Genomic DNA, 26980 nt, shown 5'->3' with positions numbered 1-26980 from the left:
TAGGAATCATGATTAAAAGAACCTCTCGACAATTTAAATCAACATTGCTATTAATTATTAGCTTTCTATTTATTTCTTTAAGCTATGGGCAACAAAAAGAAGATTTAAAAGTACGCCCCGTAAAAACGGCTACAATGAATTTTAAGGAATTAGCAAAAGATACTAAATTCCTTAATGATTCCATTAAGAAAAAGACACCTCAAAATGCAGTTCGTATTCCGGGGGATCTCAAATTACCACCTAACGCAATTATAAAGCGTCACGAGGCTTCCGTTCTGGATAGTCTCAATTTAAAAATAAAGAAGAAAGATAAAGACGAAAATGACGCTGTGAATGTAAATTTTCCTGGGCTTGGAGATAATGGAACATCAATTCCTCCAGATATTGGTGGAGCTGCTGGTCCCAATCATCTTATGGTTGCCCTTAACACTCAAGTAGGAATTCAAGATAAAAATGGAACCAGTCTTAGTATAGTAGGTTTAGATGCTTTTTTTTCAGCATTGGGTGGCTCTCCAAATATGTTTGATCCTAAAGTGCTTTACGACCCTTTTGAAGAACGGTGGATTATAACAGCCCCTGCAAATAGTCGTTCTAGTGCTTCATCACTAATTATTGGAGTTTCAGATACTAATGACCCTACTGGTTCATGGAATTTATTTCAGTTTGATGTAGATTCATCAAATATAAATTGGTTTGATTATCCAAGTATTGGTTTTAATAAAAATTGGATTGTAGTTACAGGAAATATGTTTGCTGTTTCTAATAATGCTTTTGCTAATGCAATAGTTTATATGTTTGATAAACCAGCAATTTATGGAGGTACTGCAGTAGCAACAGTATCTAATAGGCCCAGTACAGAGGGAGGTGCAAGTTGTCCAGCTATAACGCTTGACAATACTGAAGAAATTGAACACCTTGTAGGTAGTTGGAACAGTAGTTCGGGAAATGTTCGTTTATTTAGGATTACAGGAACAGCTGCAACACCTTCTTATGCTGCAACATCATTTTTTCCAACATCCGCTACAAATTGGTCTAATATTCCTTCTGGAGGTCTTGATTTTGCACCACAAGCTACAGTTTCTTCTTTAATTTCGAATGGGGATAATCGCATTCAAAATGCAGTTTATAGAAATGGCGCTTTATGGTGTACTCAGACTATTTTTTTACCTGCAGGGGGATCTCCAACGAGATCTGGTGTTCAATGGTGGCAAATAAATCCTACAACTGGGGTGGTACTTCAAAATCAAAAAATACAAGATGCCACAGGGATAAACTTTTTTGCATACCCTACATTGGCGGTTAATGCGTATAATGATGTATTAATAGGGTATTCTAGTTTTTCTGCAACGCAATTTGCAAGCTCAAATTACTCTTTCAGGTTAAATACAGACCCTTTAAACACCACCCAAGCCTCGATACAATTTAAAACAGGATTGGCAAAGTATGTTAAAAATTTTGGCGGTCCCTCCAATCGGTGGGGGGATTATTCAAGTACATGCATTGATCCAAATGATTTTTCTATGTGGACGATTCAGGAATACGCAGAAACTCCTAGTAGTGGAAGTGATAGCTGGGGTACTGAATGGAATAATTGGGTGCCTCCAGTTGCAGATTTATATTCAAAAGATTTAGTAAATGATGTAGGGGCGGAACCTCATTCTCTTTCAGGAAGTATGTGGCAAAGTCCAGATATTTGGGTGAGAAAATCACAAGATATTTCAAATACCTTTTCACACATTCATGAAAATGCTGAATATAGAACTGGAACCGCTACCCCAAACTATGTGTATGTGGAAGTTCATAATAGAGGTTCCATTGCGAGCTCAGGCACAGAACAAATAACACTTTATTGGGCAAAAGCTGGCGCTGGCCTTGGTTGGTTTGACCCTTGGAATGGAGGCGTTTATTTTGATCCTGGACCAAATACTATGTTGATGGGCGATGTAATTTCTACGCAAACCATCCCTTCGATTCCTGCAAATTCAAGTAGCATTATAGAGTTTGCTTGGAACCCACCAAATCCTGCGCCCTATAGCGTAGATTTTGGAACAAACACCAATCATTTTTGCCTTCTAAGTAGAATAACAACAAGTGGAGCATCGCCCTTTGGGATGACTTTTCCTGAAACAGGATCTATTAACGACAATGTAAGGAACAATAATAATATTGTTTGGAAGAATATTAGCGTGTACGACTTGCTCCCTGGAACCATGATGCCAGCTCAAGCTGTAATTTCGAATATGACGAACTTACGTATGAATGCAAAACTAACTTTTGAACTCATAAACGAAAAGGGTTTAGAAATGCCCCTTGAACATGGGTATATTCACGTAAAGCCTATCGGGAAGCTTTTAGCGGCATTTAAAAAAAATCCTCCTAAAGGATATGGAATTATTCAAAATGAGGATGGAACAATTCTTATTAAAGAAAAGGGAGGGTATATTGATAATATTAATCTAGCCCCTAAGGAATTCGGGATTATTAATCTTAGCTACAATACTAAGGAACAACAAAAACTAGGGAAGGGGTATGCTATAAACTTCACACAACTTGCTAAAGATGAAAATGGGGAAGATAAAATTATAGGAGGACAAACGTTTGTATATGGAGCGGTAGATGGAATACAAACGCAACCAGATGGGATTCAAGAAAGGAGTTGCCCAATTTGGTACTGGTTAATTCTTATCCTATTAATAATACTTATTATTTGGTGGCTATTAAAGAGAAGAAAATCTTAATGTAAAAAGTACTGGTTTACTGTTTTCTAATTAAGCAACAACAGTAAACCAGTATTTATTATTGTTTTACAAACTGCAAGGATGCAATTAATTTTATTTTATCACTTACTACAACATTCCCAGCTTCGGTAACGGCACTCCAAGCTAACCCAAAATCTTTTCGGTTAATTTGACCTTCTATTTCAAAACCCGCTTTAGTTTGTCCATAAGGATCAACAACAGTTCCATTGTAGGCTACATCTAGAGGTACTTCTTTGGTTGTGCCTTTTATCGTTAAATTGCCTATCATTTTACTTCCATCAAATAACTTTGATTTGAATGTAAGTTCTGGAAATTTTTCACTTCCAAAAAAGTCATCTCCTTTTAGATGGGCATCACGGTCTTTATTATTTGTATTTATAGAATCTATTTTTGCAGTAAATGAAAAGTTTGCATTCTTGAAATCGGGATTTTCTGCTTTAACATTTCCTTCAAATGATTCAAAGCTTCCTGTAACAGTAGAAATCATCATATGTTTTACCTTAAAATTGATTTCTGAATGAGCAGGATCAATATTCCAATTTGTTTTTGTGTTGTTGTCCATAGTTATTTTTTTTAGTATTAATTTTATTATAGGACAAAGTTATGACCCTAGGAAAGCCCTTGCATTGATGTATGATAAGAAATGGTTTTAGCTTAGTAGCGTGGTAGAATTTTTTACTGACTTAAAGATGTGATACATTTTTCGCGTAACCGCCATACTTCATCAAAGCGTAAGCCATTATTTTCTTTTGCAAGCCAGCTTTTTAGAAATGATTTATGATAGGTTACTTTGAATTTAGAAACCTGTTCTGGTAAAATTTCAATTGTTTCAAGAATATCGTGTGCTATGTTTTTGAAGTTGGATTTCGCAGTAGTAATATCCAGAAACATTCCATCAATATTAAGGTAGCAATGTGCTTCAGGAATATACGCCAAGTTTGTTTTAGCCAAAACCGAACCAATTTTTGGGGTATTGATAGCGTCCATTTTATAAATGCCGAGGATCAATTTTACGTTTGGAATGCTATTTAAATCAGCAATCTGCTTGACTAAGGCATGCTTAGAGCTACAACTACCTTTCTGTTCTTTAAGGACCAAGGTTAACTCATCTCTGTTTGAGTTTCTTCCATATGGAAGATTTCTAATAACGTCTATAAGCTCATCAAAAAAATGGATATTAAAAGTTTTAATAGATGCTGTGAGTTCATCATTTGAAGTTAAAGCTTGTTTAAACTTTTTAGGCAACACTACAACTACTTATTAAGCTCCTCTAGCAATTGGTCATAGTCTTCAATCTTAACATGAAGCACGCCATTTAGGCTAACAATGGGAGTGGCTACAGCATCTATTTTTACGGAAGAATTAGAAAAAGCAGGAGCTAGTTGCCCTTTTAATTCAGGTTTTTCACTAAAACGGTGCGCAGTATAAAGATATCTACCTTTATCTAGCTTTGCAACAAGCGAATCGCAGCTAGTACAATTGTCAGGAATATATAGAATTACCTTTTTCTTTGGTTCTATTTTAATGGATTCTGTTTCTCTACGCAGTGCACGTCTAGAAAGGCTGTCGCTTACTTGCAGCGTATAGGTATAGCTAGCGCGTTTGCCTCTTTCTACTATTAAATTTGTAAGAAGTGCCTTCGACGCTGCAGGTACACGAACGGGTCTAGGTACACTTTTACTTTGACGGAAATTTGTTCCTTCAACAGTAATAATAACATCCAAATCTTTTTCATTTTTATTAAGTGCATATAGAAAAAGACGATTGGCTTTTGCTTCTTCAACAATTTCAATAGGTCTTTCTTGAGATAAAAGAGTAGAAGTACATAATGACAACGCGAAAAAGAAGAGTATTTTTTTGAACATAGGGTAGGTTTAAGTAAGGGTTCAATATATAAATTTGAAATTTAACTATAAAGAACATTTTAAAAAAAATAATTTTAGTACCGCAATGATACTGTAGGTTAAAGATATGCTATTCGCTTGTAAAAAAGCAAAAATTGTTATTTTAACTGCTTAATTTTCCGTATCTTTGTCGCATCAGGGCAGTAAGAATTAAACCCCCAGTTAGGTAAAGCAATAACAAAATCAGTAATATATAACTCTTTAAAAAGTCATCTGCCTATCGTGGATGGCTTTTTTTATTCATATTAATTAAATAATAAAAATGGCGAAATCGCAACAAACGTACAGTAAGAAAGAAAAGGAAAAAGCAAAGCTTAAAAAACGAGAAGAAAAGCAAAAGAAAAAAGATGCTCGTAAGGCCGACAAAACACCAGGTATTGAATTTGCGTACGTTGACTATAATGGAAACTTAGTGGATACGCCACCAGACCCTTCAATGAAAGTTGAAGTAGAAGCGGAGGATATTGTACTTGGAATTCCTAAAAAAGAAGAGGGTGATCGTGAAGCTTTTGACCCTGTAAGAAAAGGGAAAGTTTCATTTTATGATTCATCAAAAGGATTTGGGTTTATTATAGACGACGAAAACAACGAAAAATATTTTACCCATGTTAGTGGTATCATTGATGAAATTACAGAAAATGATAGCGTTACTTTTGAACTTGAAAAAGGGCAACGAGGTATGAATGCTGTTAAGGTTACTAAAGTATAATCTAAAGGCATTTAACATTAGCGTAAAGAAATTACTTTTTTCTTTACAAGCTTATTTAAAAAGAAAAATCCCGCAACCTGCGGGATTTTTTCTACAATTAAATTGCTAATTATCTTACTAAATAGGTAGCAATATTATATTTCGTTTATTTCCTTTTTTGTAGCATTTTTAAGTTGCTCAAACTTTTCAGAAATAGTTTCTTCTACTTCTCCAGCTTTTTCTTTTATCTTTCTACCAGTTTCAGTAGCCTTGTCTTTAAGGTCTTGTTTTTCTTCAGGTGATAAATTTTTGTATTTCCAGAAGGCAAATGCTCCTGCTGCGACACCTAATAATGCTAATATTCCTTTTCCTTTATTGTTCATAATTGTTCGTTTTATTTTTATGTGAAGATAGGGTATATTTCGCTTCATAAATAATTACAAACACACTTTAATATATATTTAATAATTGATGAATCAATTGCGGTTGAAAAAGAACTTTTTTAGCATTTTTTTCACATAAATAGGTGGAAATGTTTTAATTAAAAAAAAGGTGAATATGATTCTTAATTCTTTATTAGTTTAAAAATATGCGTTTCGCCATCAATAAAGATCTTTAAAATATAGGTGCCTGCTTCTAAAAATTCGGTGTTAAATTCATTAGAAAAAACAGCTTTGTTTTTTACTAATAATTTCCCTGTAATATCAAAAACACTAATGCGTTCTACTTCTTTATTATTAGAAGTTTCAATATGAATAATTTTATGTGTAGGGTTTGGATATATATTTAGTTGCGATGTTTCAAAACCATTAGTGCTTAATAAAACACAATTAATTTTAACAGGTTCATGTCTATCAATGGTAGTTCCATCTCCTAATTCTCCATATTCGTTTTTTCCGAAAGCGTATAATTCTTTTTCTGAATTAATTAAATACGTATTAAAGGCTCCAACGGCTAGATTTTCCCAATCTGTATTAGCATCGAAAAGTGTAGGTTCTAAAAGGTTATTTAAAGTTCCATTTCCTAATTGGCCATAGTTATTATAGCCCCAAGCCCAGATTGTTCCATCTGCTTTTTTTGCAAAATTATGGTGGTAATACGTTTTTAAACTTTCCCAATCAGTTGCAGTGTCTATCTGAATAGGAGTAAGGCTTAGTGTCGCAGAGGTAGTACCATTGCCTAATTGTGCTTTGTCATTTCGGCCCCAAGCCCATAAAGTACCGTTATCTTTTATGGCAATAGTATGATCAAAGCTACAATTTACTTCACGCCAATCCGTGCCAGCGGCAACAGGGGTTGGTGATAATTGGGATGTTACCGTACCATTCCCAAATTGGCCGTAGTTGTTCAATCCCCATCCCCATAGTGTTCCGTCTGTTTTTATGGCTAGTACATGAAAAAGCCCTACTGAAAAACTTTCCCAATCTGTATCCGTTCCTATTTGTTCGGGCGTATTTTTATTTATAATGGTATTATCACCTAATTGTCCATGATCATTTAATCCCCAGCTCCAGAGAGTGCCGTCAGCTTTTAGTGCAATACAGAAAAAGTTACCAACTCCAACAGCCTGCCAATCTGTATCTGAATTTACCATAATAGGAATATTGCTGTTTGTATTTGTGCCGTTACCCAACTGGCCAACTTCATTTGAACCCCACGCCCAAAGTGTGTTGTCATTTTTAAGAGCAACGGAATGATAAAGTCCCCCGTCGGCATAGCGCCAATCAGTATCTGTGCCTACTTGTGTGGGAAGTAACATGTCAGTATTATTGTTAATACCCAATTGCCCAAATTCATTGCGCCCCCAACTTAATAATTTTCCGTCATCTTGAATTGCAAGCGTATGCCAGGCGCCTTTTTCAACTTTTTCCCAACACTGAGAGAATCCTTCTGTTATTGTAAAGAGTAGTATTAAGATTAAACCTAGCTTGCTTCTAAAGCAGTTAAACTCATAATTAGTTAGTTTTTTACACATTATTGAAATTTTTTAGTAGGTTAGTGTGCTTTTGTAGTAAATAGTTCTTAAAAATATAAATTTTTAAGTTTAAATTAAAAATATGCTGTTAGTATTTGTTTTGTAACCACATCATTAACTGTTATTTTCATTGCAATAATTCCTTTAGCATTTTTCTTATTTGAATGGGCAACCGGTTTCCCTTCTATTTAAAAAGAAATTGCTTTGGGCATTAAAACTGTGACTATATTTGTTGAAATATTTTTTTATGCCACAACAGCTTTCTGATAATGAAGTTTCCAATAAGGAAGAAAACACTGCGTCAAAACCGTTTGCTACTGTAGACATCAAGGAAGGGGTCTCCCCTGAAGAGATAGCACGATGTATTGCTATTCTAGAACATTTAAATAACAATACCGATACGATTTTTGAAATTCCAAAGGAACAACGAACGGCTTTAATAAAAGCTTCAGGTAAATTTTCAAGACCAAATAGGGAAGAGTTTTCACGAAGAAAAAAAGACGCTAAGAAAGCTAAAAAACGAAAACAAGCTAATAAAGATAGAACCGCTCGCAAAGAAACTGGCATCCGAAGTGCACGTGAAAACATTGTTTTTGTAGCACCAAAATTACTTCAAACAGCAGATTTATCCTTAAAAAAAGATGTAGCACTTGAAACGCCTCGAAATTGCTATGTATGCAAAACACTTTACACAAAACTGCATCATTTTTATGATACAATGTGTACCGAATGTGGCGATTTTAATTATGCGAAACGTTTTCAAACTACCGATCTTACGGGGCAAGTTGCAGTAATAACTGGCTCCCGATTAAAAATTGGCTATCATATAACACTGATGCTTCTTCGGGCTGGAGTTACAGTGGTTGCTACTACAAGATTTCCGGCCGATTCTGCCTATCGTTTTGCGCAAGAGGAAGATTTTCATCAATGGGCAGACCGATTAAATATTCATGGGTTAGACCTTAGGCATATTCCAAGTGTGGAAATTTTCTGTAATTATATAGAGCAGAAATATGAAAATATCGACATCCTTATCAATAATGCTGCACAAACGGTTCGACGTCCTGCAGGTTTTTACCAACATTTAATGGCAAAGGAAGAAATGCCTTTTGAAGAGCATCCACAGTTTGTAAAAGAGTTACTTCACGACCATATGCATTGTTTGCAGGAACTTAAAACACTTACTGCTGATATGGATAAGAACCCTAATAAAAACCTTCCGGTAACATGGCATGGCTCTGAACCTGGTATTGGTATTCGTGCTTCCGCAAAACTTTCACAGATTCCGTATAGTTTTGATACTTCATTAAGTACCAAAGAAGTTTTCCCAGAAGGAAAACTAGATGCAGATTTGCAACAAGTAGACCTTCGTAAAACAAATAGCTGGCGTTTAAAACTTGGTGAAATTGAAACTACAGAAATGATAGAAGTTCAATTGGTTAATTCCATAGCGCCATTTGTGCTTTGTAACCGTTTGGGAGAGGTTATGAAAAAAGAGAATACAGGGAAGAAGCATATTATTAACGTATCTGCTATGGAAGGAAAGTTTCATAGGTTTTTTAAGGAAGACCGCCATCCACACACAAATATGGCAAAAGCCGCGCTTAATATGTTAACGCATACCGCTGCTGGTAGTCTGGCTAAAGAAGGCATTTATATTAATGCCGTAGATACGGGATGGGTTACCGATGAAGATCCTGTAGAACTAGCAAAACGTAAAATGGAACTTCATGATTTTCAACCTCCGTTAGATATCGTTGACGGTGCCGCGCGGGTTATGGATCCATTGATTGATGGTATAAACACAGGAAAACACTGGAGCGGAAAATTTCTTAAGGATTATCGTCCTATAGACTGGTAGTTTTTATAAAACCACAGATTCTTTTTAATTAATTTTTTACGAGTAATTATGAATAACCAACAACCAAATAATCCATTGCACGGAGTGAAGCTTGCTGAAATTTTAGAATTTCTCGTTGCGTATTATGGATGGGATGTTTTGGGTGAAAAAATTAAAATAAACTCTTTTAATACCAATCCTTCTATAAAATCCAGCCTAACTTTTCTTCGGAAAACACCTTGGGCACGTGAGAAAGTCGAGAACTTATACCTAAAAACCAAGGGGTTATAAGTATTAGGAAAATTCGTTCGTAATTAATCAAGCTTTTCTTCGTCCAAAACCTACAAAAGGATGTAGTTTTGCAAACCAGCAAAAATGGGGATTTTTATGACAGATATACATGAGGCCGTTCAAGAGAAGAAAACCGACAAAGAGCTATATAGCTACCAAAAAGGGGCTATAGATAAGATATTTGAAAAGTTTGATACTGCACCAGAAGATTATCACTTGCTGTACCAATTGCCAACAGGTGGAGGTAAAACAGTAATATTCTCTGAAATTGTACGTCAATATTTAAAAAATCACAACAAAAAAGTGCTTGTAATGACGCACCGTTTGGAGTTGTGTAAGCAAACTTCTGAAATGCTTACCAGTTTTGGAGTGGTAAATAAAGTGGTGAATAGTACTGCAAATCTTTCCGATCAAGCTAAATACAGCTGTTTTGTGGCAATGGTGGAAACACTAAACAACCGTCTTACCGATAATAAACTAGATATTTCGGATATTGGTTTAGTAATTATTGATGAGGCCCATTATAATTCTTTCTCAAAACTGTTTAAATTTTTTGAGAAATCTTTTATCCTTGGTGTAACCGCCACACCTTTAAGTTCTAATAGAAGCCTTCCTATGAAGGATAACTACCAAGAGTTAATTGTTGGTGAAAGCATTCAATCTCTAATTGATAATGAATTTTTGGCGGAAGTTGAGGTTTTTCAATACAATATGGGGCTAACTTCGCTTGAAATTGGTTCTAATGGTGATTATACTGTAAAATCTTCAGACGATTTATATTCAGCGGTAGGGATGTTAGATCAGTTATATCAAGCATATTTAACGCATTCCAAAGGCAAGAAAACCTTAATCTTTAATAACGGGATTAATACTTCCATTCAGGTGTATTACCACCTAAAAGCGGAGGGGCTGCCTGTAATGCACTTAGATAATACCGCAACAAAAAAGCAACGTAAGCAAATACTTAAGTGGTTTCGCGATACCCCAGATGCTATTTTAACTTCTGTAAGTATCTTAACCACTGGTTTTGATGAACCCACCATCGATACAATTATTCTTAATAGAGCAACGCGTTCATTAACGCTTTACTTTCAGATGATTGGGCGTGGGTCGCGTATTCTAAATAACAAATCTAAATTCTCTGTTATCGATTTGGGGAACAACTACCAACGTTTTGGTCCTTGGGAGGCACAGTTAGATTGGCAAGCCATCTTTAGATCACCAGATTATTATATGGATCGCTTGCAGAGTGATGAAGATCTGGAAAGTAATTTTAGGTATGAAATGCCGGAAGAACTTCGTGCAGAATTTTCTAAAAGCAAGGAAGTGTTTTTTGATATAAAAGCGACCTACCAAGATGCTACTTTTAAAGGGGAATCCTCTAAAGTTGTTCTTGAACGTTCCATTGCACAGCATGCCTATATTTGTGTGGAAAATAGCGAAGATGTATATGACGCATTAGGTTTGGCAAAAATGCTAAGCGATGATATAGATTACCGCATAGATAGATATTCTAAGTGTATCAGTAAAAGTACGCATAACTTTATAAGTTGGTTAAAGGACGATTACCGTTTAAAATTACGTAGCTACCTACGTGATAACTTCGATACTGTTTATGAAGAAATAAACGGACATCCACCCGAAGACTAGTTAAAGCCTTATGGTTGAAGGCTACAAGTTGCGCTTCCAAGCCTTAATCTCCATAAGTAATGGAATAAAAATACTATTTTTGGTTGCTGAGCGCAGTCGAAGCACTACTTTTGCACCAAATAACCTACCATGGAATCATTTAACGAGCTAAACCTTTCCAAACAACTTCATTACACTATTGACGACCTTGGTTTTGAAAAACCAACGCCAATACAAGCAAAGTCGTTTTCAGTAATTATGTCTGGAGCAGACATGGTTGGAATTGCGCAAACAGGAACAGGGAAAACCTTTGCGTATATGCTTCCTATTTTGCAAGACTTAAAATTTTCTAAGCAAGTACAACCACGTGTAATGGTATTAGTGCCAACACGTGAATTGGTGCTACAAGTAGTTGAAGAAATAGAAAAGTTTGGTAAATATTCCTCCGTACGTGTGTTGGGTATTTATGGCGGCACCAACATTAACAGGCAAAAGGAAGCTGTAATGGAAGGTACTGATATACTTGTAGCAACACCTGGGCGCTTATACGATTTAATTATAAGTAGAACCATTCAGCTAAAGGCGATCAAAAAACTGGTGATTGATGAGGTAGATGTTATGCTCGACCTTGGGTTTAGATTTCAGCTTACAAACATTCTAGAATTACTTCCCACCAAGCGTCAAAATATTATGTTTTCCGCAACTATGACGGAGGATGTAAATGTTTTTATTCACGATTTTTTTATTGCACCAACCACAGTTTCAGTGGCAGTTAGTGGTACGCCTTTGGAAAATATTTCGCAGTATGCCTATGCTGTTCCTAACTTTTATACAAAAGCCAACGTATTGCTTCACTTGTTAAAGGATGAAGCAGAATATAGAAAAACACTTGTTTTTGTTCCTAATAAAAAAAGTGCCGATTTACTTTTTACTCTTTTAGATGAGTTTTTCGGAAGTGAGGTGGCGGTAATCCATTCCAATAAAACTCAGAATTATAGAATCCGTTCTATTGAAAACTTTAATGCCGAAAAAACCCGCATTCTTGTTACTACAGATGTTATGGCACGTGGATTGGATTTAGATCAGATTAGTCATGTAATAAACTTTGACACCCCTGTTTTTCCTGAAAACTACATGCACCGTATTGGTAGAACAGGACGTGCAACGCAGGAAGGAACAGCTATTTTGCTTTATACCGAAAAGGAAAAAGAAGCTAAAGAAGCAATTGAAGCATTGATGGGGGTAACAATCAATGAGCTGGACTTCCCAAAAGAAGTTGCAATTTCGAAGCAGCTTACCTATGAAGAACAGCCACAAGTTGTAGAAATAAACAACCCAACGAATGTGGAAGAAGTAGGTCCTGCCTTTCACGAGAAGAAAGCAAAAAATCAGAAGGAGAACCAAGGAGGTTCTTACAAGCGTATTATAAAACAGAAATATAAGAAGCCCAAAACACGAGGCGACAAAAATTATAACAAGCGTAAAAAGGGAAAATAAGCTAATCGCATTTATTTAAAGTTTTTGTATTAAAAATCTCAAACCAAAAGCAACTAACTAGCAATTGTTCCATCTATTAATGCATCACACTAACAATCCAATTTCCCTGAAACCAAAAAATACACTTTTAGTAATCCTAGCATTTTTCTCCATTTATGTAATTTGGGGTTCTACGTATATGCTAAACAAAGTTGCCGTAGCTGAATTAGCGCCATTCTTTTTGGCTTCCATTCGTTTTACAACTGCTGGGCTACTTATTTTTATTATATCTATAGCAATGGGGAAGAGTTTAGCTGTTACTAAACGGCAGTTGTTAAACTCCTTTATTGTAGGCGTTTTGTTTCTTTCATTTGGAAATGGCGTAATTGTTTGGGCCTTAAAATATGTAGATAGTGGCTTTGCAGCTTTAGAGATTTCAGCGCAACCATTAGTCGTTTTATTGATGATGCGACTCTTACAGGGCAAACCCATAAAATTAATGTCGTTAGTTGGTGTAGCACTAGGAATCGTAGGGATTGTTCTTTTGGTTACTCAAAAAGAGATAGTAACCAAAGAAGGCTCTATTATGGGAATGCTAATGATTTTTGCTTGTATGCTTAGCTGGGCATACGGTAGCCTTTTTGTAGGAAAAGCAGATTTTCCAAAGAATTTCTTCGTTAATACGGGGTATCAGATGTTTACTGCTGGACTAACCCTTGCAATGGCTAGTTTGGTTTTTGGGGAACAATGGATTTCACCAACCGAATGGGGAGAGCCAGTACAAATTAGTATGGTGTTGTTAATCATTTTTGGAAGTATAGTAGCATTTACTTCTTTTAACTACTTGCTAAAAACGGTATCGCCAGATAAGGTGGCTACGTCTACCTATGTAAACCCAATTATCGCTCTTATTCTAGGATGGTATATTCTTGATGAACAAATTACACTACAATCTATAATTGCTGCTGCAGTGTTATTAACAGGCGTTTACTTTATAAACACCAATCGTACTACTTTTTCGATTCCTAGGTTTTCTGGAAAGGCACAACAGATGAAAAAGAAGTAACGACAGTTCTCTTTGCTAGGGGGTATTTGTAATGCTCTAATCGCTATAGTTCATAACAACGGAACCCCATACTTTTTACTTTAATTAGCACCATTTCTGGGTCGGTAACAATACTGCATTCTATACGCAGCACACGTTCCCAGTTTTCTATATCTACGCTAAGGTGTGTAATGCCTACTACTTGTTTTAATTGGTTTTTAACAATTTGGGCTTTTAATTCAGTGTCTATATTAGTACCATAAACTAATACTTGTGTCTGGTTTAAGAAGGGGTTTTTGTCCGTTTTAGGGAGTGCTAGTTCATGCATAATTATAATTTTTTTAGCGAAGCGCAGGGAGCGCCTAATTTATAGTTATTTTAATAAGACGAATAGAGTGTTGTTTTGCTTCAAAATTCACCAAGCTTTTTTAAAATTTCATTAAAAGTTCTAGTATTAATTGCTAGAAGTGCGTTTTGAACGATTTAAATATTTCGTGGTTTAGGGTTTTTAGCAGCATCGGTCTTTCCAACGTTGTTTGAAAGTCGCTTTTTCTTCATCAGTCATATTCATAAACTTTCTTTTGAATTCTGATTTCTTATGGCTAGACATCTTGTTGTGTTTTGAACCACCACAACCGAAGCCACCAAAAAGAATTCTACTGAGTATAAATAGTCCTAATGCTTGCCAATATGTAATAGGGCTTACATGCAAGACTTCGGGGAGGATTGCATTCCATAAATACATAATTACAAAGGGTAAAAGAAATAGGAAGGCAATCATAATAAGTCCTTTAAGAAACTTCTTTATCGTGCTATTTTTAGTTTTATAGTTCATTGTATTATTGATTTAATTCTTGGTATAAATAATTCATTTTTAAGCGTAAATGCTTTACGGCATACCCTTTTCGGCTTATAATAGTTTTTAAATTTTCTCCAGTTTTATCGGCTATTTGCTGAAGTGTTAAGTCTTCAATTTCATTCCAAATAAAAGTATTGCGTTGTTTTTCTGGTAGTTCTGTTAGTGCTTCCATCAATGCATCCCAAAAATTTTCTTTAAAGAGCCTTAAGTCAGGGCTATTGCTATCGTCTAATAATAAAAGTTCTTTAAAAGTGCTATCTTCTTCCACATCGTTTTGGGTTGAGGTTTGATCTTCAAGCAAATCGGTTGTCTTTTTTCTATAACGATCTGTAACTCTATTTCGCGCTACTCTGTACAACCAAGCCCCTATGTTTTCTAAATCTTCTACATTCGCAAAATTGCTAAACTGGTACCATACATCTTGAAGTATATCTTCTGCATCTTCTTCATTACGCGTTCTTTTGCGTATAAAGCCGAATAATTTTGTTCCAAACTGATGAACAGAATCTTTTAGTATACTTTCTTTTTGGTTGGTCATGGTTGGTTTAATGCCGCCTTATATTTAGGAAGACGAACAAAGGCACTTTTTACTTTAAAGTATTTTGTTAATTTAGTATTTATTTATTTTAATTTTCTGAAAACTACCAGCTTATTATTTTCACTAGCTAGTTTTTTTTATCTTTATCACTTCAACGAAACGCTAGATTCCTTTTTAAATATTTTAATTATAAAACCGCAATTCCCTGTGATATTTCCCAAAGATAACACCAGCCATAAAACCTATTCGTCTGAATTCAATTTCTCTATAAAAATTTCACTAGGTATTGTATGCTTCCTTTTTTGCTTTGCGGGATGGGGGCAATCTGAAGTAGATAGCATTACAAAAGTCATTCAAGAGGCGGATTCCCCTTCAAAAAAGGCAGCCTTATATTTAAAAAGAGCATTGCTGTTTGATGTTCGGGATCGTGAAAAAGCCTTTGCGGATGTAGATTCTGCTTTTAAGTATTACAAGACGAAGGACAATAAAATAGGACAGACAGATAGCTATATAGCCTACGGAAACTTATATTTTAAAAACCGCAACCCAAAGCAAGCTGCTCATTACGATTCGCTTGCAATACAATTAGCCACAACAATTAAGTATGAGAAAGGGACCTCTGTTTCTCTTGGAAATTTAGGAAGAGAGTTTATAACTGTTGGGGAGTTTAAATTGGCAGAAAAGTTAATAAAAGATGCAATTGTACAAGAGGAAAAATTTAAATCCCTCGATAAAGACCGTTTGGCAGAGTTATACAACCGCCACTGTATTATAACCACTTCTCTAGGTGATATTGTAGGAAGCTTACCTATAATTGAAAAAGCGATGGAGCTTGCTGAAAATAGTACTAACACGCATTTGCTTACCCAAATCTACACCAATTACGCCAACACTTTATCGCGTTTATCTAAATTTGATGAAGCTGTAGAGGTTCATTATAAAGTAATACGCTTAAGTGAAAAAACAAATGATACCACTGGCTTATTGCGTGCCTATAATAATTTAGGAATTGTCTTTAGAAATGGCGAAGAGTTTGATAAGGCAATTACATACTACAAGAAAAGTATGAGCCTTGCAAAGAAAGCTAAGAACTATAAATCGTTAGGGCTTAGTACAGTCAATCTTGCTACTGTTTATAGCGGCAAAGGACAATATGAAGCTATGGATACTCTTTATTCACAAGGAATTCATTATTTTAAGTTGGCTTCAGATAAAGGAGGAATTGCCTTTGCAAACCATAACTACGGTAACTTTTTACTGCTTTCAGAAAAGTATACAGAGGCAGACAAACATTTAAAAATTGCATACCAACTACGTACCGAAATAGGTGCAAAAAGACAAGCAGCAAGTACCCTTGCTGTTTTAGGGAAATCTGCTATATCGCAAAAAAAATGGAAGGAAGCCGAAAAATATTTAAAGGATGCAGAAGTAGTTTTTAATGACACAGAACATGATGATAGAAATTTAAAAGAACTCTATGGCTATTTAAAAGAACTCTACACTGAAAAAGAAGATTATAAACAAGCATTTTATTACCAAACCGAGGAACTTGCATTAGAGAAATCACTTTTTACTGCTAATGAAAAAGTAAACACCCTAAAATTAGAAACACAGTACGAGTTAGAAAAACGTGATTTGGCACTAGCAATTGAAAAAGAAAAACAGCGTAGAAGTAAACAACGCATCCTATTTATTTCAGTAGGTGTAGTGCTATTATTGCTTATATCTCTGTTGTTTTTATGGTTTAGAAGAAGACAATTAAAAGAAAGGCACAAGGCACAAATTCAAAGCTTAGACCAAGAACACCGATTAAATATTTCAAAAACCTTAAAAAATGCGGAGCAGGAGGAAAGAAAGAAAATAGCACATAAACTCCACGATGAAGCGGGTTCAATGCTATCTATTGCAATCTTGAATGTTAAGCAATTACAAGACGATATTTTTAAAGCTGGCGGAGGTGCAGAAGAGAAATTAGAAACCACAAAAAAAATACTGGTAGATATAAGCGATAGTGTTCGTAATATAAGTCATACGTTAATGCCTATTGCGTTAGAGAAATACGGTTTAAAGGCTGCCATTCATGATTTGGTTCATGCTGTAAATACTTCTAAAAGTATAAAAATAGAAGAAATTATAGAAGGTCTTGATAGCACCTCTACATGGAGTGAGGAATTTTGCCTAACGGTATATCGCATTGTGCAAGAGGTAACCAATAATATTATTAAGCATGCGCAGGCAACACATGTACTTCTGCAAGTTGTTGAACTGGAGGACTCTGTGACTATTTATATAGAGGACGACGGAAAAGGTATTGATGAAGCAACCAATAAAGATGGCATCGGTTTAAAGCTACTCAAAAACAATGTAGCGTATCTTAACGGTACTATAGAGATAAGTGGTAGCCAAAATAGTGGTACCTTTATACTCGCAGAGTTGCCAATACTAAAAACAAATTAAATTTACACAACCCCATATATAGTAACTAACCTATAATTTTTAGAAGTAGTCACCCCAAAAATCCTCAATTTTGACTCAAGAAGCCCCCGCATTCCTCGACTCTAAAGTGCGCGTTGTAATTGCCGATGATCATCCTTTGATTATCCATGGGATTACAGAAATTTTAGAAAAAGATTCCCGTTTTGAAATCATGGAGACCTTTAATGATGGTCTTTCCTTACTCCAATACAATTCGTTGGCTGATGCAGATGTGCTGCTATTAGACTTGAATATGCCAGGCAAAGATGGGTTGCAAGTATTAGAAAAAATAGGAGCAATGAACCTTAAGTTAAAAATACTAGTACTTACCTCTTATTTTTCCCAACAACTCTCTGAAAAATGCATAGCCGCGGGTGCTAGTGGGTATTTTTTAAAATCTGAAAACCTTGATAAACTGGGGTTTAATATTATTGACGTCCTAAATGGACAAACCATATATCCTAATTTTTCTGAAAATAGTGATGAGTACACAAATGAGTTTACCTATCTCGATGTGTTTTTAAAGAAATACAACCTTACAAAACGGGAAGCAGAAGTAATACAAATGGTTTGTAAAGGCTATAACTCTAATGAAATTGCCGAAAAGCTTTTTCTTTCTAGCTTTACAGTACAGACACACCGTCGTAATATTTTTAGAAAATTAAACATAGATGGCAATACCATAGCGCTCTATAAATTTGCTTCAGAACACGGCTTGCTTTAACCTCTTTTTAATTCCTATAAATACCAACTCCCTTTTATAATCATACCGTTTGGTATTGCTCTAGGGGGGATTTCTATAATTATTTCATTTGTTTTTCCTTTTGTTAGTTCAAACTAAATATACCGCATTGTAGGTATTGACTAGTTTTAAAATTCCTTTTACATTTCACCTTTAATAGGAGTGTCCCCACTTTTGAAGTAAACATTTCAATGTTGGGACGCGTTAAAGCCATATATAATGGTTTTTAATAAACTGTTAGGCCACACCTTTAATAAGTAAAAACACCCCCAATGAACAAGTTATTTAGTATTGCATTTCTTTTTCTTAGCACCCTAATAATCAACGCACAAGATACTGGCAACTATGCAAGTTTAGCAATAGACGCCAGAAATGGTGAAGCTTATGGCTGGGCTGTAAATTATGAAACTCAAGCGGAAGCGAATGAGAGGGCTCTAAAAGAATGTGAGGAAGCAGGGGCTAACTGTCATCTTGTTTTAAAATTTGAAGGCGGTTGCGGTGCGTATGTTGTAGAAAGAGGCAATCCATCACTTTACGGCTGGGGCGTAGCTAATAGCCGTGCTGAAGCAGAGGCCATAGCAAAAGAAGAAGCAAGCGCACAGGGCGGTACCGATTTGGTAGTACGTGTTTGGGGGTGTAATAGCGATACCCTTATCACTTCCGAAATTATAAACCCAACAGTAAAAGGGGTGTATGGGTTTTACTTTTTAAAGTCTGATGAATATAAAAAAGGCTTTCTTTCTGAAATGTTTTATGAGCCAGGCGTAGTCCAAAACGCTTCTGGAACTTGGCAATGGACCAGTGATGCTGAACGAAAAATGAGCCCAAGAGCACAGCAGTTTGTAGATGCTATGGAAGAAAATCTATATGGTTACCTTGATAAGGCAACGAGAGATAAAATGCTTACACGCTTGCCGTTAGATTGGGAAGGTGTAAGCGAAATAAAGCCATTAAAAGATAAAGTCGCTATAGAAAGTACCGTTGAAAGAAAAGCATTTATGGAGCGTGTTTTCAATGGTGTACGAAATTCGGTAGAAAAAGACGGATATGAGGTGGTAGAGATTTCTTTCTAAGCACCGTCAACTGTTAAAATTTAATACCGATACAATTACCGCCTATATATAGCAGTTATACTGTATATATAAGGGCATTTCAACTAACTCCAATGCTAAAAATGCGACTCGATAGGGTCGCATTTTTTTTAATACCATCGCTTTATAAAACGATGGTATTAAAAAAGAAAAAATACCTGTATTGTAGAATTCGTCCTGTTCTCGAATTGTTTTTAAAAGCGTACTGTAGTATTAACATTGCATTAACCCAATATCTAAGCAGTGGTAGATACTTTTGTAACATTCAAAATAAGCGTGTGTACCAAAATACTTCTGTTATCACGTTTAATCAATAACACTATTATTAAAACAACATACCATGGCTACAATAACAAAAGCATACGGTGCCACAAGCGCTAAAGATTCATTAAAACCAATGGATATAACACGCCGCGAAGTAGGAGCGGACGATGTAAAATTAGATATAACATACTGTGGCGTGTGCCATAGCGATATACATACTGTACGAAACGAATGGGGCGGTTCAAGCTATCCTGTAGTACCAGGCCACGAAATAATAGGTCGCGTTACTGCAGTAGGAGCAAACGTAAAAAACTTTAAAGAAGGCGATTTGGTAGGGGTAGGCTGCTTGGTAGATTCCTGCCAAGAATGTTCACAATGTAAAAACGATATGGAGCAGTTTTGTGAGCAAGGCGCAACATTTACTTATAATAGTAATGACAAACACTTGGAAGGCAAGCAAACCTATGGTGGCTATTCCTCAAGTGTTGTGGTAAATAAAGAATTTGTACTTAGCATCCCTGAAAACCTAGATGAGGCTGCTACTGCACCATTGCTATGCGCTGGGATTACTACTTGGTCTCCATTGCGCCATTGGAATGTAAAAAAAGGTGATAAAGTTGGAATTATTGGTCTTGGTGGACTAGGGCATATGGGGGTGAAATTTGCCAATGCTTTGGGCGCACATGTGGTTATGATTACTACTTCGCCAGCAAAAGCTGATGATGCAAAACAACTTGGAGCCCATGAAGTACTTATCAGTAAAAACGAAGCAGAAATGACAAAACATAAGGGAAGTTTTGACTTTATTCTAAACACCGTTCCTGTTGGTCATAAAATGGATCCGTATATCTCCTTATTAAAGAATGATGCCACCATGGTATTGGTTGGTGCTGTGGAGCCTTTAGAGCCTTTTCATGGCGGAGGAATCATTATGGGCCGTAAGCGGATTGCAGGTTCATTAATTGGGGGAATAAAAGAAACCCAAGAAATGCTCGACTTTTGTGGAGAACACAATATCGTGTCAGATATAGAATTGATTGACATAAAAAACATCAACAAAGCCTATGACCGAGTGGTAGCTGCAGATGTAAAATACCGTTTTGTTATTGATATGGCTTCTCTGAAAAGTGAAATGAGTTTATAACATAAAAGAAGACCCCTTCTTGAAGGTGTTTTCTTAGGGTTTGGGGAGTAGTAGCTATTAAACCAAGTGATTTTGCCAAAGATTATCTAAAATCTGTTATCAAAATGGGATGGATGGTGATGTTCTATACAACAGCTCGGAAGGTGTTATTACGTCTAAAATAAAAATAAACACACACATTCTGGTGCCTAGCGCTAAGTTGTGTGTGTTTCTGTTTAAGGCTTTATAAGTTTGAAATAAAAACAAATTTTCTATTGTAAAGTTACATAAAACGGATTCTCCTTTAATTTATCTCTTCAAACTTATGATGAATTTAGTTTGTGGACATGGAAAAAATGCTATAAACACTAATTTAGTATAAATATGCATTCAAATACAGGTTTTTTAAATGGACATTGTATATTTACGATAGCTTCTTATTCAAGAGAACAATCTTACTGTAAACGCACATAAAACAAACCTCACATGCAAGCAAAATATATTTCCGTATTTCTTCTTTTTATCTGTGCGAGCCTAGTAGCACAAAACAAATTAAGCGAAAAGAATCTTGACAAAAAGCTTATAGGATTGCAAGAAGCTACCCAAACTGTTGGTTTTTCGGTGGCAATTGTTAAAGACAATGAGGTTATATATTCCAAAGGTTTTGGCTATAAGGATTTAGAGCAGCAATTAAGAGCAGACGAAAACACCTTATTTGCTATTGGCTCCACTTCAAAAGCATTTACTACCGCTTTATTGGGGATTATGGAAGATGAAAAAGGCTTGAAGTTTACGGATAGCCCTAAAAAGTACTTGCCAGAACTAGCGTTTTATAATGATCAACTTAACAATACGATTACTATTTTAGATATGGTGAGCCATCGTACAGGCATCCCGAGACACGATATTTCTTGGTATTTATTTCCTACAAAAAGTAAAGACAGTTTGTTGGCTCGCGTAAAATACCACGAACCTTTTACTGGTATTCGCGAACAATGGTATTACAATAACTTTATGTATTTGGCTCAAGGTTTAATTACCGAAAAACTAACTGGAAAAAGTTGGGAGAACAACATCCGTGAGCGTTTTTTTAAGCCTTTGAAGATGTTAAATTCCAACGTGACAATTGAAGAATTAAAAAGCCACAGCAATAGCGCTAAAGGCTATGCCTTAGATAATTTTGAAACCAATAAATTGCTGCCATACTACAATATTGCAGCAATTAGTCCCGCAGGAAGTATAAATAGTAGTGCTAAAGAAATGGCAAATTGGTTAAAAATTTGGTTGAATGAAGGAAAGCTGGATGCGGTGCAAGTGGTACCTAAAAGCTATATAGAAAAAGCGATTAATCCATTAATGTTAGTTGGTGGTGGCATAGCAGACAAACAATTTCCAGCGCAGCACCTAAACAGTTATGGCTATGGGTGGTTTACTTCATCTTACAAAGGACATTACAGATTAGAACACGGTGGAAATATTGACGGTTTTACAGCAAATGTATCTTTCTTTCCTACAGATAAAATTGGAATCGTAGTATTGGCAAACCAAGACGGTTCTGCCTTGCCAACCTTGGTAAGAAATGCCATTGCAGACGAATTATTAAACCTGAAAGAAACCGATTGGATACGCTATTATAACGAAAAAATAAACGAAGTTAAAAAGCAGCAAAAAGAAAAGAAAAAGAAGGAGGAAGAGAGCAAAGTTGCCCATACTACACCAACGCATAGTTTGGCAGAATTTACAGGAAAATATACCCATAAAGGCTACGGGACACTTACTGTTGAAGTTAAAAACGATTCGCTTTGGGCAAACTTCACCAGAGAAAAAGCTTATTTAAAACATACGCATTACGATGTTTTTAAACCTTTTATGCTTTCAGATAACAAAGTGGATACCGACGATTTAGGCTTTAATTTTAATTTCCAAACCAACGATTTAGGAGATATTGAAGCTGTTAGGTTAAAGTTAGAACCTACTTTAGAAGCACTCGTTTTTACACGAATACCAGACGCGGCAGCCGTTTCAAAAGAAACCTTGCGTACGTATGTTGGCAGTTATCTATTATCTGGGACTGAATTAAAAGTGTCATTAAAAGGCGAAAATCTATTGCTGCTTGTTCCAGGACAACCAGAATACACCTTAATTCCTATAAAAGAAAATGAATTTTCCATTAAAGGGTTATCAGGATACAAAGCAGCATTTAAAGATGAAAATTTAATATTACACCAACCAAATGGTGTATTTACGGCTACAAAAAAATAATTAAGATGTTAAAAAAACACCTAATCTTAGCAATACTCGTTTGCCTTGTTTCTTGTACTTCAAACACAGAGAAAACTTACGATATTGTTATTGAAAATGCCAGAGTGATAGATCCTGAAACCAATACAGACGAAGTGCTAAACGTGGCTATTTCTAAAGATAAAATAGTAACAATTAGCAAAGACAAATTAAAAGGAATCAAAACAATAAACGGAACAGGTAAAATTTTAGCGCCTGGTTTTATAGACTTGCATGCCCATGGACAAACCAATACAGAAAACGAATACCAAGCCTTTGATGGGGTAACCACGGCTTTAGAATTAGAAGTTGGGATAGACACCTTGGTTCAATATTACCAAGCTAGAAACGGCAAAGCGTTGTTAAACTATGGTGCATCAGCTTGCCAATTAGCTTATAGAAACAAGGTACTTGCCAACGATAACAGGGTGTACGAAAGTATTTTTAAAGAACTTCAAGATACGGTTGCCCAACAAGAATTGCCTAAAAATAAATTTGCTGAAGTTAGAAATAAATTAAAAGACGCCATAAATAATGGCGCCATAGGCATTGGTATTCCTGTTGGGTATCTGCCTAATGCTTCCATCGAAGAAATTGCCGACGTATATGCTTTTGCAGGCGAAGCTAAAGTGCCTGTTTTTTCACATGTTAGAGAAGGCGGAGCGATAGCATTTCAGCAAGCTATTTCGGATGCGATATTAAATAAAACGCAATTGCACATTTGTCATTTAACAAGTATGGCGAGAAAAGATGTGGATTTTTGCTTACAAGAAATAGAAAAAGCCCAAGCCTTAGGGTATCCGATTACTACGGAATTATACCCTTACACCGCAGGAAATACCGAAATTGGTTCTGCCATTTTTAATGAAGGCTGGCAAGAACGCTTAGGCTGTACCTATAAAGATTTGCAATGGGTAGAAACCAACGAGCGATTGACTCCTGAAACCTTTGAAAAGTACAGAAAACAAGGCGGTTCTGTTATTGTGCATATGATGAAAGAAAGCTGGGTAGATCAAGTTATTTCTTCAAAGATAGCAATGATTGCCAGTGATGGTAGCGAATATTCCCCAACAGGACATCCAAGAGGCTCTGGTACCTTTAGCAAAACTATTAGCGAATATGTAAATGAAAAAAAACTAATCAGCATCAACTCAGCCATTGAAAAGATGACATTAATGCCAGCAAAAGTATTAGAAACTGTGGTGCCAGAGATGAAGTTAAGAGGTCGGATTCAAAAAGGATGCTATGCAGATTTATTGCTTTTTGATATACATAAAGTAAAAGATAATGCGACCTACACCAATGGGTTTGTAAAATCATCAGGAATGGATTATGTGATTGTAAACGGAACTATTCTGATTGAAAATGGCGAAATGAAACCGAACACTTTTCCCGGAAAAGGTATAAAAAGTGAAGTGAAATTATGAAACGAGCTATCCAACCATTAAAAAAATATAAATAGATGAACTCTGTAACGGTTATCGGTTGCGGCATTGTGGGTTTAACTTCAGCCATCAAATTGCAAGAAAAAGGCGTTCAGGTTACGATAGTTTCCAAAGCGCGTTTTGATAAAACAGTATCCAGCAAAGTAGGAGCTATCTGGTTTCCTTTTGAAGTGCACCCCAAAGAAAAAGCCAATAATTGGGCTGCACTTGCGTATGCCGAGTACCTAGCAGATGTAAAAGAAGGAAATGGGGTTGCTTTTATTCCGTTTATCACAGCATATACCGAAGCAAGCAATACCGATTGGACGTTACTATTACCCAAAGGAAGTGTTCGGAAAGCCTTAGTATCAGAAATTCCTAAAGGCATAAAAACCGCCTTTATTTCAACCGTTCCCTTAGCAGAACCACTGTTGTATTTGCCTTATCTATTCAATAGATTTATAGCGAGGGGAGGTATTTTTAAAGAGCAAACAATAACAAGCTTAGAAGAAGCATCTGCTTTAAATTCTTTAATTATTAATTGTACAGGTTTAGGAGCAAAAGAATTGTGCAAGGATACCGATTTACACCCTATGCGTGGGCAAATAGTACGTTGCAAGAAAATGGATATTCCTTCCTGTGCAGACTCCACAAAAAAAGGCGCATTAAGTTATATCATTAACCGTAGCGAAGACTGCGTTATTGGCGGTACAGATTACGAAAACGATTGGAATACGAATATTGAAAAAAGTGATACCGACTTAATAATCAAGCGAATTTTAGACGGAGGTTTATCAAAAAAAACACCAGAAATAATTGAAGAAATTGTAGGCTTAAGACCTAAAAGAAGTGCTGTACGTTTCGAATTCGATAAAGACTTCCCGAATGTATTTCATAATTATGGCCACGGCGGCGCAGGCTTTACCGTTGGTTGGGGCTGCGCCATTGAGCTTGCTGAAATAATACGTACTCAACTACGCTAATTTTATAAAAAACAGACCAAGGCTTCGGGGTATCACAGATATTACTTCAAACTTTAATAAATTGGTGTGTTAAAAAGGAGTTACAGCTTTATCATGGCATGATAGAATAAGTTTATGCAGCGTAAAGGTTTTATCTTAAAAATGGGTTTTAGAAAATTTCAGAAAGAGAATAGCCTAACCGTTTTATATAAACCCCAATAACCACCTTGTTTTCCCCAATTAGTAACTTTTAAAAGCTACTAATTGGGTTTTTTAATGTACATTTAAAGAGCTTAATTAATTGATTATGAGAACTGTTGTTGTTTTAAATCCATTTTTGTATCGTGAAGAGCGACACATTGCTGTTGGTTTTAAATATGATGACGTAGTGAAAGCTTACATAATGGCGTATCCTGGTATACAGTGGTCACCATCTCATAAAACTTTTTATATAAAAGATAAAGCAGGTGTTTCGAATGCATTGTTTAATTATTTACAAGCGAAACGGTATTATGTAGATTATAGTGCATTAAAAGGTAAGAAGTTACCGGTATTTCCTAAGAAAAAAAAGGAAAATAGTTTCAGTAGCATTGCGCTTTATAAAAATTTACCCATAGAATTTCGTGACTGCCTAAAGCAGTTTATTGTTTTCTTAAAAGGAAAACGCTATAGTAGTTCCACTATTTCTACCTATGGCACTTTCGTTTTACGTTATATAGATTACAACAAAACCGTTACTATGGCAAATTGGAAATTTAGCAACATACAGCATTTTCTAGAAAACGTAATTGCCAAAGAGCAATACAGTATAAGTAGTCACCGTCAATGTATCAGTGCTTTAAAGCTTTTTTGTACCTTTTGCAATGTTGAAGGTTTTGACGCTAGTGGTTTAGTGCGTCCAAAAAAGAGCAGGTATTTACCAGTTGTATTATCTAAAGAACAAGTAATTAAATTGATTCAAGTTACAAGAAACCTAAAGCACAGAACTATAATCAGTTTGTTGTATTCCAGTGGTTTACGTATAAGTGAATTATTGAATTTACAGGTTAAAGATTTAGATTTTGATAGAAGCCAGATACACATTAGACAAGGAAAAGGTAGAAAAGACAGAATCGTTGTTATGAGTGAGGTTATAAAACCTTTACTGTTTAATTATTTAAATACATATACACCAAAGTCTTATTTAATTGAGGGGCGTGATGGTGGCACCTATAGTGACAGTGCAGTGCGTCAGTTTATGATAGTATCAACAAAAGCAGCAAAAATAAGTAAGCGTGTAAGTCCGCATACCTTACGCCATAGTTATGCAACCCATATGTTAGAAAATGGAGTAGACTTGCGTTATATTCAAGATTTATTAGGCCATGCCAAGCCTGAGACCACGATGATTTATACCCATGTTGCCAAAAAAGATTTAATGAATATTCGAAGCCCGTTAGATGTTACTGTAGATCAATTAAATGGTACCGCACATAGCAATAAAAAAGTACTGATATCCGGCAAGGATATTTGATTATCGTTTATATTTGTTTTTATATAACCCGTTACCCACAATAGAAAAGCTCACTCAAACGCGAAATAAAAAGCCAAGGATTTCGGTTTAATTCTCACTCAA

Annotated in this window: 23 protein-coding genes; 15 read left to right on the top strand and 8 right to left on the bottom strand. The window is 35.7% G+C overall.

Features of this window, described 5'->3' with window-relative positions; translation table 11 throughout:
* Window positions 1-8 precede the first annotated feature (8 nt).
* On the top strand, window positions 9-2738 hold the full coding sequence (locus tag ABJ955_RS00115) for a hypothetical protein (protein ID WP_347372572.1): 2730 nt from the start codon (window positions 9-11) through the stop codon (window positions 2736-2738).
* 58 nt (window positions 2739-2796) lie between these two features.
* Here ABJ955_RS00115 and ABJ955_RS00110 read toward each other — a convergent pair whose 3' ends face one another.
* From ABJ955_RS00110 to ABJ955_RS00100, 3 genes are all read right to left on the bottom strand, one after another.
* Window positions 2797-3321 carry a YceI family protein gene (locus ABJ955_RS00110; RefSeq protein ID WP_347372571.1) on the bottom strand — a complete coding sequence of 175 codons (525 nt, stop codon included), beginning with the start codon at window positions 3319-3321 and terminating at the stop codon, window positions 2797-2799.
* 113 nt (window positions 3322-3434) lie between these two features.
* Window positions 3435-4007 (bottom strand): hypothetical protein, encoded by a 573-nt coding sequence (locus ABJ955_RS00105; RefSeq protein ID WP_347372570.1) that lies wholly within the window; start codon window positions 4005-4007, stop codon window positions 3435-3437.
* Between the two features lie 5 nt (window positions 4008-4012).
* Window positions 4013-4624: a hypothetical protein gene (locus ABJ955_RS00100; protein WP_347372569.1), complete on the bottom strand. Its 612-nt coding sequence runs from the start codon at window positions 4622-4624 to the stop codon at window positions 4013-4015.
* A gap of 301 nt (window positions 4625-4925) precedes the next feature.
* Between ABJ955_RS00100 and ABJ955_RS00095 the strand changes: the two genes are divergently transcribed.
* The gene (locus tag ABJ955_RS00095; protein ID WP_347372568.1) at window positions 4926-5372 is read left to right on the top strand and encodes a cold shock domain-containing protein; all 447 of its coding nucleotides are present in this window, start codon (window positions 4926-4928) and stop codon (window positions 5370-5372) included.
* Between the two features lie 134 nt (window positions 5373-5506).
* Here the strand turns inward: ABJ955_RS00095 and ABJ955_RS00090 are convergent, their stop codons facing one another.
* Both ABJ955_RS00090 and ABJ955_RS00085 read right to left on the bottom strand, forming a co-directional pair.
* On the bottom strand, window positions 5507-5734 hold the full coding sequence (locus tag ABJ955_RS00090; RefSeq protein WP_347372567.1) for a YtxH domain-containing protein: 228 nt from the start codon (window positions 5732-5734) through the stop codon (window positions 5507-5509).
* 182 nt (window positions 5735-5916) lie between these two features.
* Entirely contained in the window at window positions 5917-7326 is a 1410-nt protein-coding gene (locus tag ABJ955_RS00085; protein WP_347372566.1) for a T9SS type A sorting domain-containing protein, read from the bottom strand.
* Between the two features lie 247 nt (window positions 7327-7573).
* On the opposite strand from ABJ955_RS00085, the gene ABJ955_RS00080 reads away from it, so the two are divergent.
* The 5 genes from ABJ955_RS00080 (at window position 7574) to ABJ955_RS00060 (ending at window position 13628) form a co-directional block, all read left to right on the top strand.
* Entirely contained in the window at window positions 7574-9187 is a 1614-nt protein-coding gene (locus tag ABJ955_RS00080; RefSeq protein WP_347372565.1) for an SDR family oxidoreductase, read from the top strand.
* A 48-nt stretch (window positions 9188-9235) separates the two neighbouring features.
* Window positions 9236-9457, top strand: coding sequence for a VF530 family protein (locus tag ABJ955_RS00075; protein WP_347372564.1), 222 nt, complete (start codon window positions 9236-9238; stop codon window positions 9455-9457).
* Between the two features lie 96 nt (window positions 9458-9553).
* Window positions 9554-11107, top strand: a complete 1554-nt coding sequence (locus tag ABJ955_RS00070; protein ID WP_347372563.1) for a DEAD/DEAH box helicase family protein — start codon at window positions 9554-9556, stop codon at window positions 11105-11107.
* Between the two features lie 129 nt (window positions 11108-11236).
* Window positions 11237-12583, top strand: coding sequence for a DEAD/DEAH box helicase (locus ABJ955_RS00065; RefSeq protein ID WP_347372562.1), 1347 nt, complete (start codon window positions 11237-11239; stop codon window positions 12581-12583).
* 79 nt (window positions 12584-12662) lie between these two features.
* Window positions 12663-13628, top strand: coding sequence for an EamA family transporter (locus ABJ955_RS00060; RefSeq protein ID WP_347374337.1), 966 nt, complete (start codon window positions 12663-12665; stop codon window positions 13626-13628).
* A 43-nt stretch (window positions 13629-13671) separates the two neighbouring features.
* On the opposite strand, the gene ABJ955_RS00055 is transcribed toward ABJ955_RS00060, so the two are convergent.
* From ABJ955_RS00055 to ABJ955_RS00045, 3 genes are all read right to left on the bottom strand, one after another.
* Complete coding sequence (locus tag ABJ955_RS00055) at window positions 13672-13935, bottom strand: hypothetical protein (RefSeq protein WP_347372561.1); 264 nt, start codon at window positions 13933-13935, stop codon at window positions 13672-13674.
* Between the two features lie 180 nt (window positions 13936-14115).
* The gene (locus tag ABJ955_RS00050; protein WP_347372560.1) at window positions 14116-14442 is read right to left on the bottom strand and encodes a hypothetical protein; all 327 of its coding nucleotides are present in this window, start codon (window positions 14440-14442) and stop codon (window positions 14116-14118) included.
* A gap of 4 nt (window positions 14443-14446) precedes the next feature.
* The gene (locus ABJ955_RS00045; RefSeq protein WP_347372559.1) at window positions 14447-15004 is read right to left on the bottom strand and encodes an RNA polymerase sigma factor; all 558 of its coding nucleotides are present in this window, start codon (window positions 15002-15004) and stop codon (window positions 14447-14449) included.
* Window positions 15005-15211: 207 nt separating this feature from the next.
* Between ABJ955_RS00045 and ABJ955_RS00040 the strand changes: the two genes are divergently transcribed.
* The 8 genes from ABJ955_RS00040 (at window position 15212) to xerA (ending at window position 26878) form a co-directional block, all read left to right on the top strand.
* Window positions 15212-17461 carry a tetratricopeptide repeat protein gene (locus tag ABJ955_RS00040; RefSeq protein WP_347372558.1) on the top strand — a complete coding sequence of 750 codons (2250 nt, stop codon included), beginning with the start codon at window positions 15212-15214 and terminating at the stop codon, window positions 17459-17461.
* 70 nt (window positions 17462-17531) lie between these two features.
* Window positions 17532-18203: a response regulator transcription factor gene (locus ABJ955_RS00035; protein WP_347372557.1), complete on the top strand. Its 672-nt coding sequence runs from the start codon at window positions 17532-17534 to the stop codon at window positions 18201-18203.
* A gap of 290 nt (window positions 18204-18493) precedes the next feature.
* On the top strand, window positions 18494-19294 hold the full coding sequence (locus tag ABJ955_RS00030; protein WP_347372556.1) for a DUF4189 domain-containing protein: 801 nt from the start codon (window positions 18494-18496) through the stop codon (window positions 19292-19294).
* 358 nt (window positions 19295-19652) lie between these two features.
* Window positions 19653-20720 (top strand): NAD(P)-dependent alcohol dehydrogenase, encoded by a 1068-nt coding sequence (locus ABJ955_RS00025; protein ID WP_347372555.1) that lies wholly within the window; start codon window positions 19653-19655, stop codon window positions 20718-20720.
* Window positions 20721-21185: 465 nt separating this feature from the next.
* Window positions 21186-22961, top strand: a complete 1776-nt coding sequence (locus ABJ955_RS00020) for a serine hydrolase (RefSeq protein ID WP_347372554.1) — start codon at window positions 21186-21188, stop codon at window positions 22959-22961.
* Between the two features lie 5 nt (window positions 22962-22966).
* Entirely contained in the window at window positions 22967-24406 is a 1440-nt protein-coding gene (locus ABJ955_RS00015; protein ID WP_347372553.1) for an amidohydrolase family protein, read from the top strand.
* A gap of 35 nt (window positions 24407-24441) precedes the next feature.
* Window positions 24442-25386, top strand: coding sequence for an FAD-dependent oxidoreductase (locus ABJ955_RS00010; protein ID WP_347372552.1), 945 nt, complete (start codon window positions 24442-24444; stop codon window positions 25384-25386).
* Window positions 25387-25672: 286 nt separating this feature from the next.
* The gene (xerA, locus tag ABJ955_RS00005; protein ID WP_347372551.1) at window positions 25673-26878 is read left to right on the top strand and encodes a site-specific tyrosine recombinase/integron integrase; all 1206 of its coding nucleotides are present in this window, start codon (window positions 25673-25675) and stop codon (window positions 26876-26878) included.
* The last annotated feature ends 102 nt before the right edge of the window (window positions 26879-26980 follow it).

This window comes from Aequorivita sp. Q41, from assembly GCF_039831855.1.
Taxonomy (GTDB): Bacteria; Bacteroidota; Bacteroidia; order Flavobacteriales; family Flavobacteriaceae; genus Aequorivita.
This window is presented reverse-complemented; position numbering and strand designations above follow the sequence as displayed.

Bases quoted from the DNA above. Each gene is read 5' to 3' on its own strand.
- ABJ955_RS00115 (WP_347372572.1), top strand. From the start codon at position 9: ATGATTAAAAGAACCTCTCGACAATTTAAATCAACATTGCTATTAATT.
- ABJ955_RS00110 (WP_347372571.1), bottom strand. From the start codon at position 3,321: ATGGACAACAACACAAAAACAAATTGGAATATTGATCCTGCTCATTCA.
- ABJ955_RS00100 (WP_347372569.1), bottom strand. From the start codon at position 4,624: ATGTTCAAAAAAATACTCTTCTTTTTCGCGTTGTCATTATGTACTTCT.
- ABJ955_RS00095 (WP_347372568.1), top strand. From the start codon at position 4,926: ATGGCGAAATCGCAACAAACGTACAGTAAGAAAGAAAAGGAAAAAGCA.
- ABJ955_RS00090 (WP_347372567.1), bottom strand. From the start codon at position 5,734: ATGAACAATAAAGGAAAAGGAATATTAGCATTATTAGGTGTCGCAGCA.
- ABJ955_RS00085 (WP_347372566.1), bottom strand. From the start codon at position 7,326: ATGTGTAAAAAACTAACTAATTATGAGTTTAACTGCTTTAGAAGCAAG.
- ABJ955_RS00080 (WP_347372565.1), top strand. From the start codon at position 7,574: ATGCCACAACAGCTTTCTGATAATGAAGTTTCCAATAAGGAAGAAAAC.
- ABJ955_RS00075 (WP_347372564.1), top strand. From the start codon at position 9,236: ATGAATAACCAACAACCAAATAATCCATTGCACGGAGTGAAGCTTGCT.
- ABJ955_RS00070 (WP_347372563.1), top strand. From the start codon at position 9,554: ATGACAGATATACATGAGGCCGTTCAAGAGAAGAAAACCGACAAAGAG.
- ABJ955_RS00065 (WP_347372562.1), top strand. From the start codon at position 11,237: ATGGAATCATTTAACGAGCTAAACCTTTCCAAACAACTTCATTACACT.
- ABJ955_RS00060 (WP_347374337.1), top strand. From the start codon at position 12,663: ATGCATCACACTAACAATCCAATTTCCCTGAAACCAAAAAATACACTT.
- ABJ955_RS00055 (WP_347372561.1), bottom strand. From the start codon at position 13,935: ATGCATGAACTAGCACTCCCTAAAACGGACAAAAACCCCTTCTTAAAC.
- ABJ955_RS00050 (WP_347372560.1), bottom strand. From the start codon at position 14,442: ATGAACTATAAAACTAAAAATAGCACGATAAAGAAGTTTCTTAAAGGA.
- ABJ955_RS00045 (WP_347372559.1), bottom strand. From the start codon at position 15,004: ATGACCAACCAAAAAGAAAGTATACTAAAAGATTCTGTTCATCAGTTT.
- ABJ955_RS00030 (WP_347372556.1), top strand. From the start codon at position 18,494: ATGAACAAGTTATTTAGTATTGCATTTCTTTTTCTTAGCACCCTAATA.
- ABJ955_RS00025 (WP_347372555.1), top strand. From the start codon at position 19,653: ATGGCTACAATAACAAAAGCATACGGTGCCACAAGCGCTAAAGATTCA.
- ABJ955_RS00020 (WP_347372554.1), top strand. From the start codon at position 21,186: ATGCAAGCAAAATATATTTCCGTATTTCTTCTTTTTATCTGTGCGAGC.
- ABJ955_RS00015 (WP_347372553.1), top strand. From the start codon at position 22,967: ATGTTAAAAAAACACCTAATCTTAGCAATACTCGTTTGCCTTGTTTCT.
- ABJ955_RS00010 (WP_347372552.1), top strand. From the start codon at position 24,442: ATGAACTCTGTAACGGTTATCGGTTGCGGCATTGTGGGTTTAACTTCA.
- xerA (WP_347372551.1), top strand. From the start codon at position 25,673: ATGAGAACTGTTGTTGTTTTAAATCCATTTTTGTATCGTGAAGAGCGA.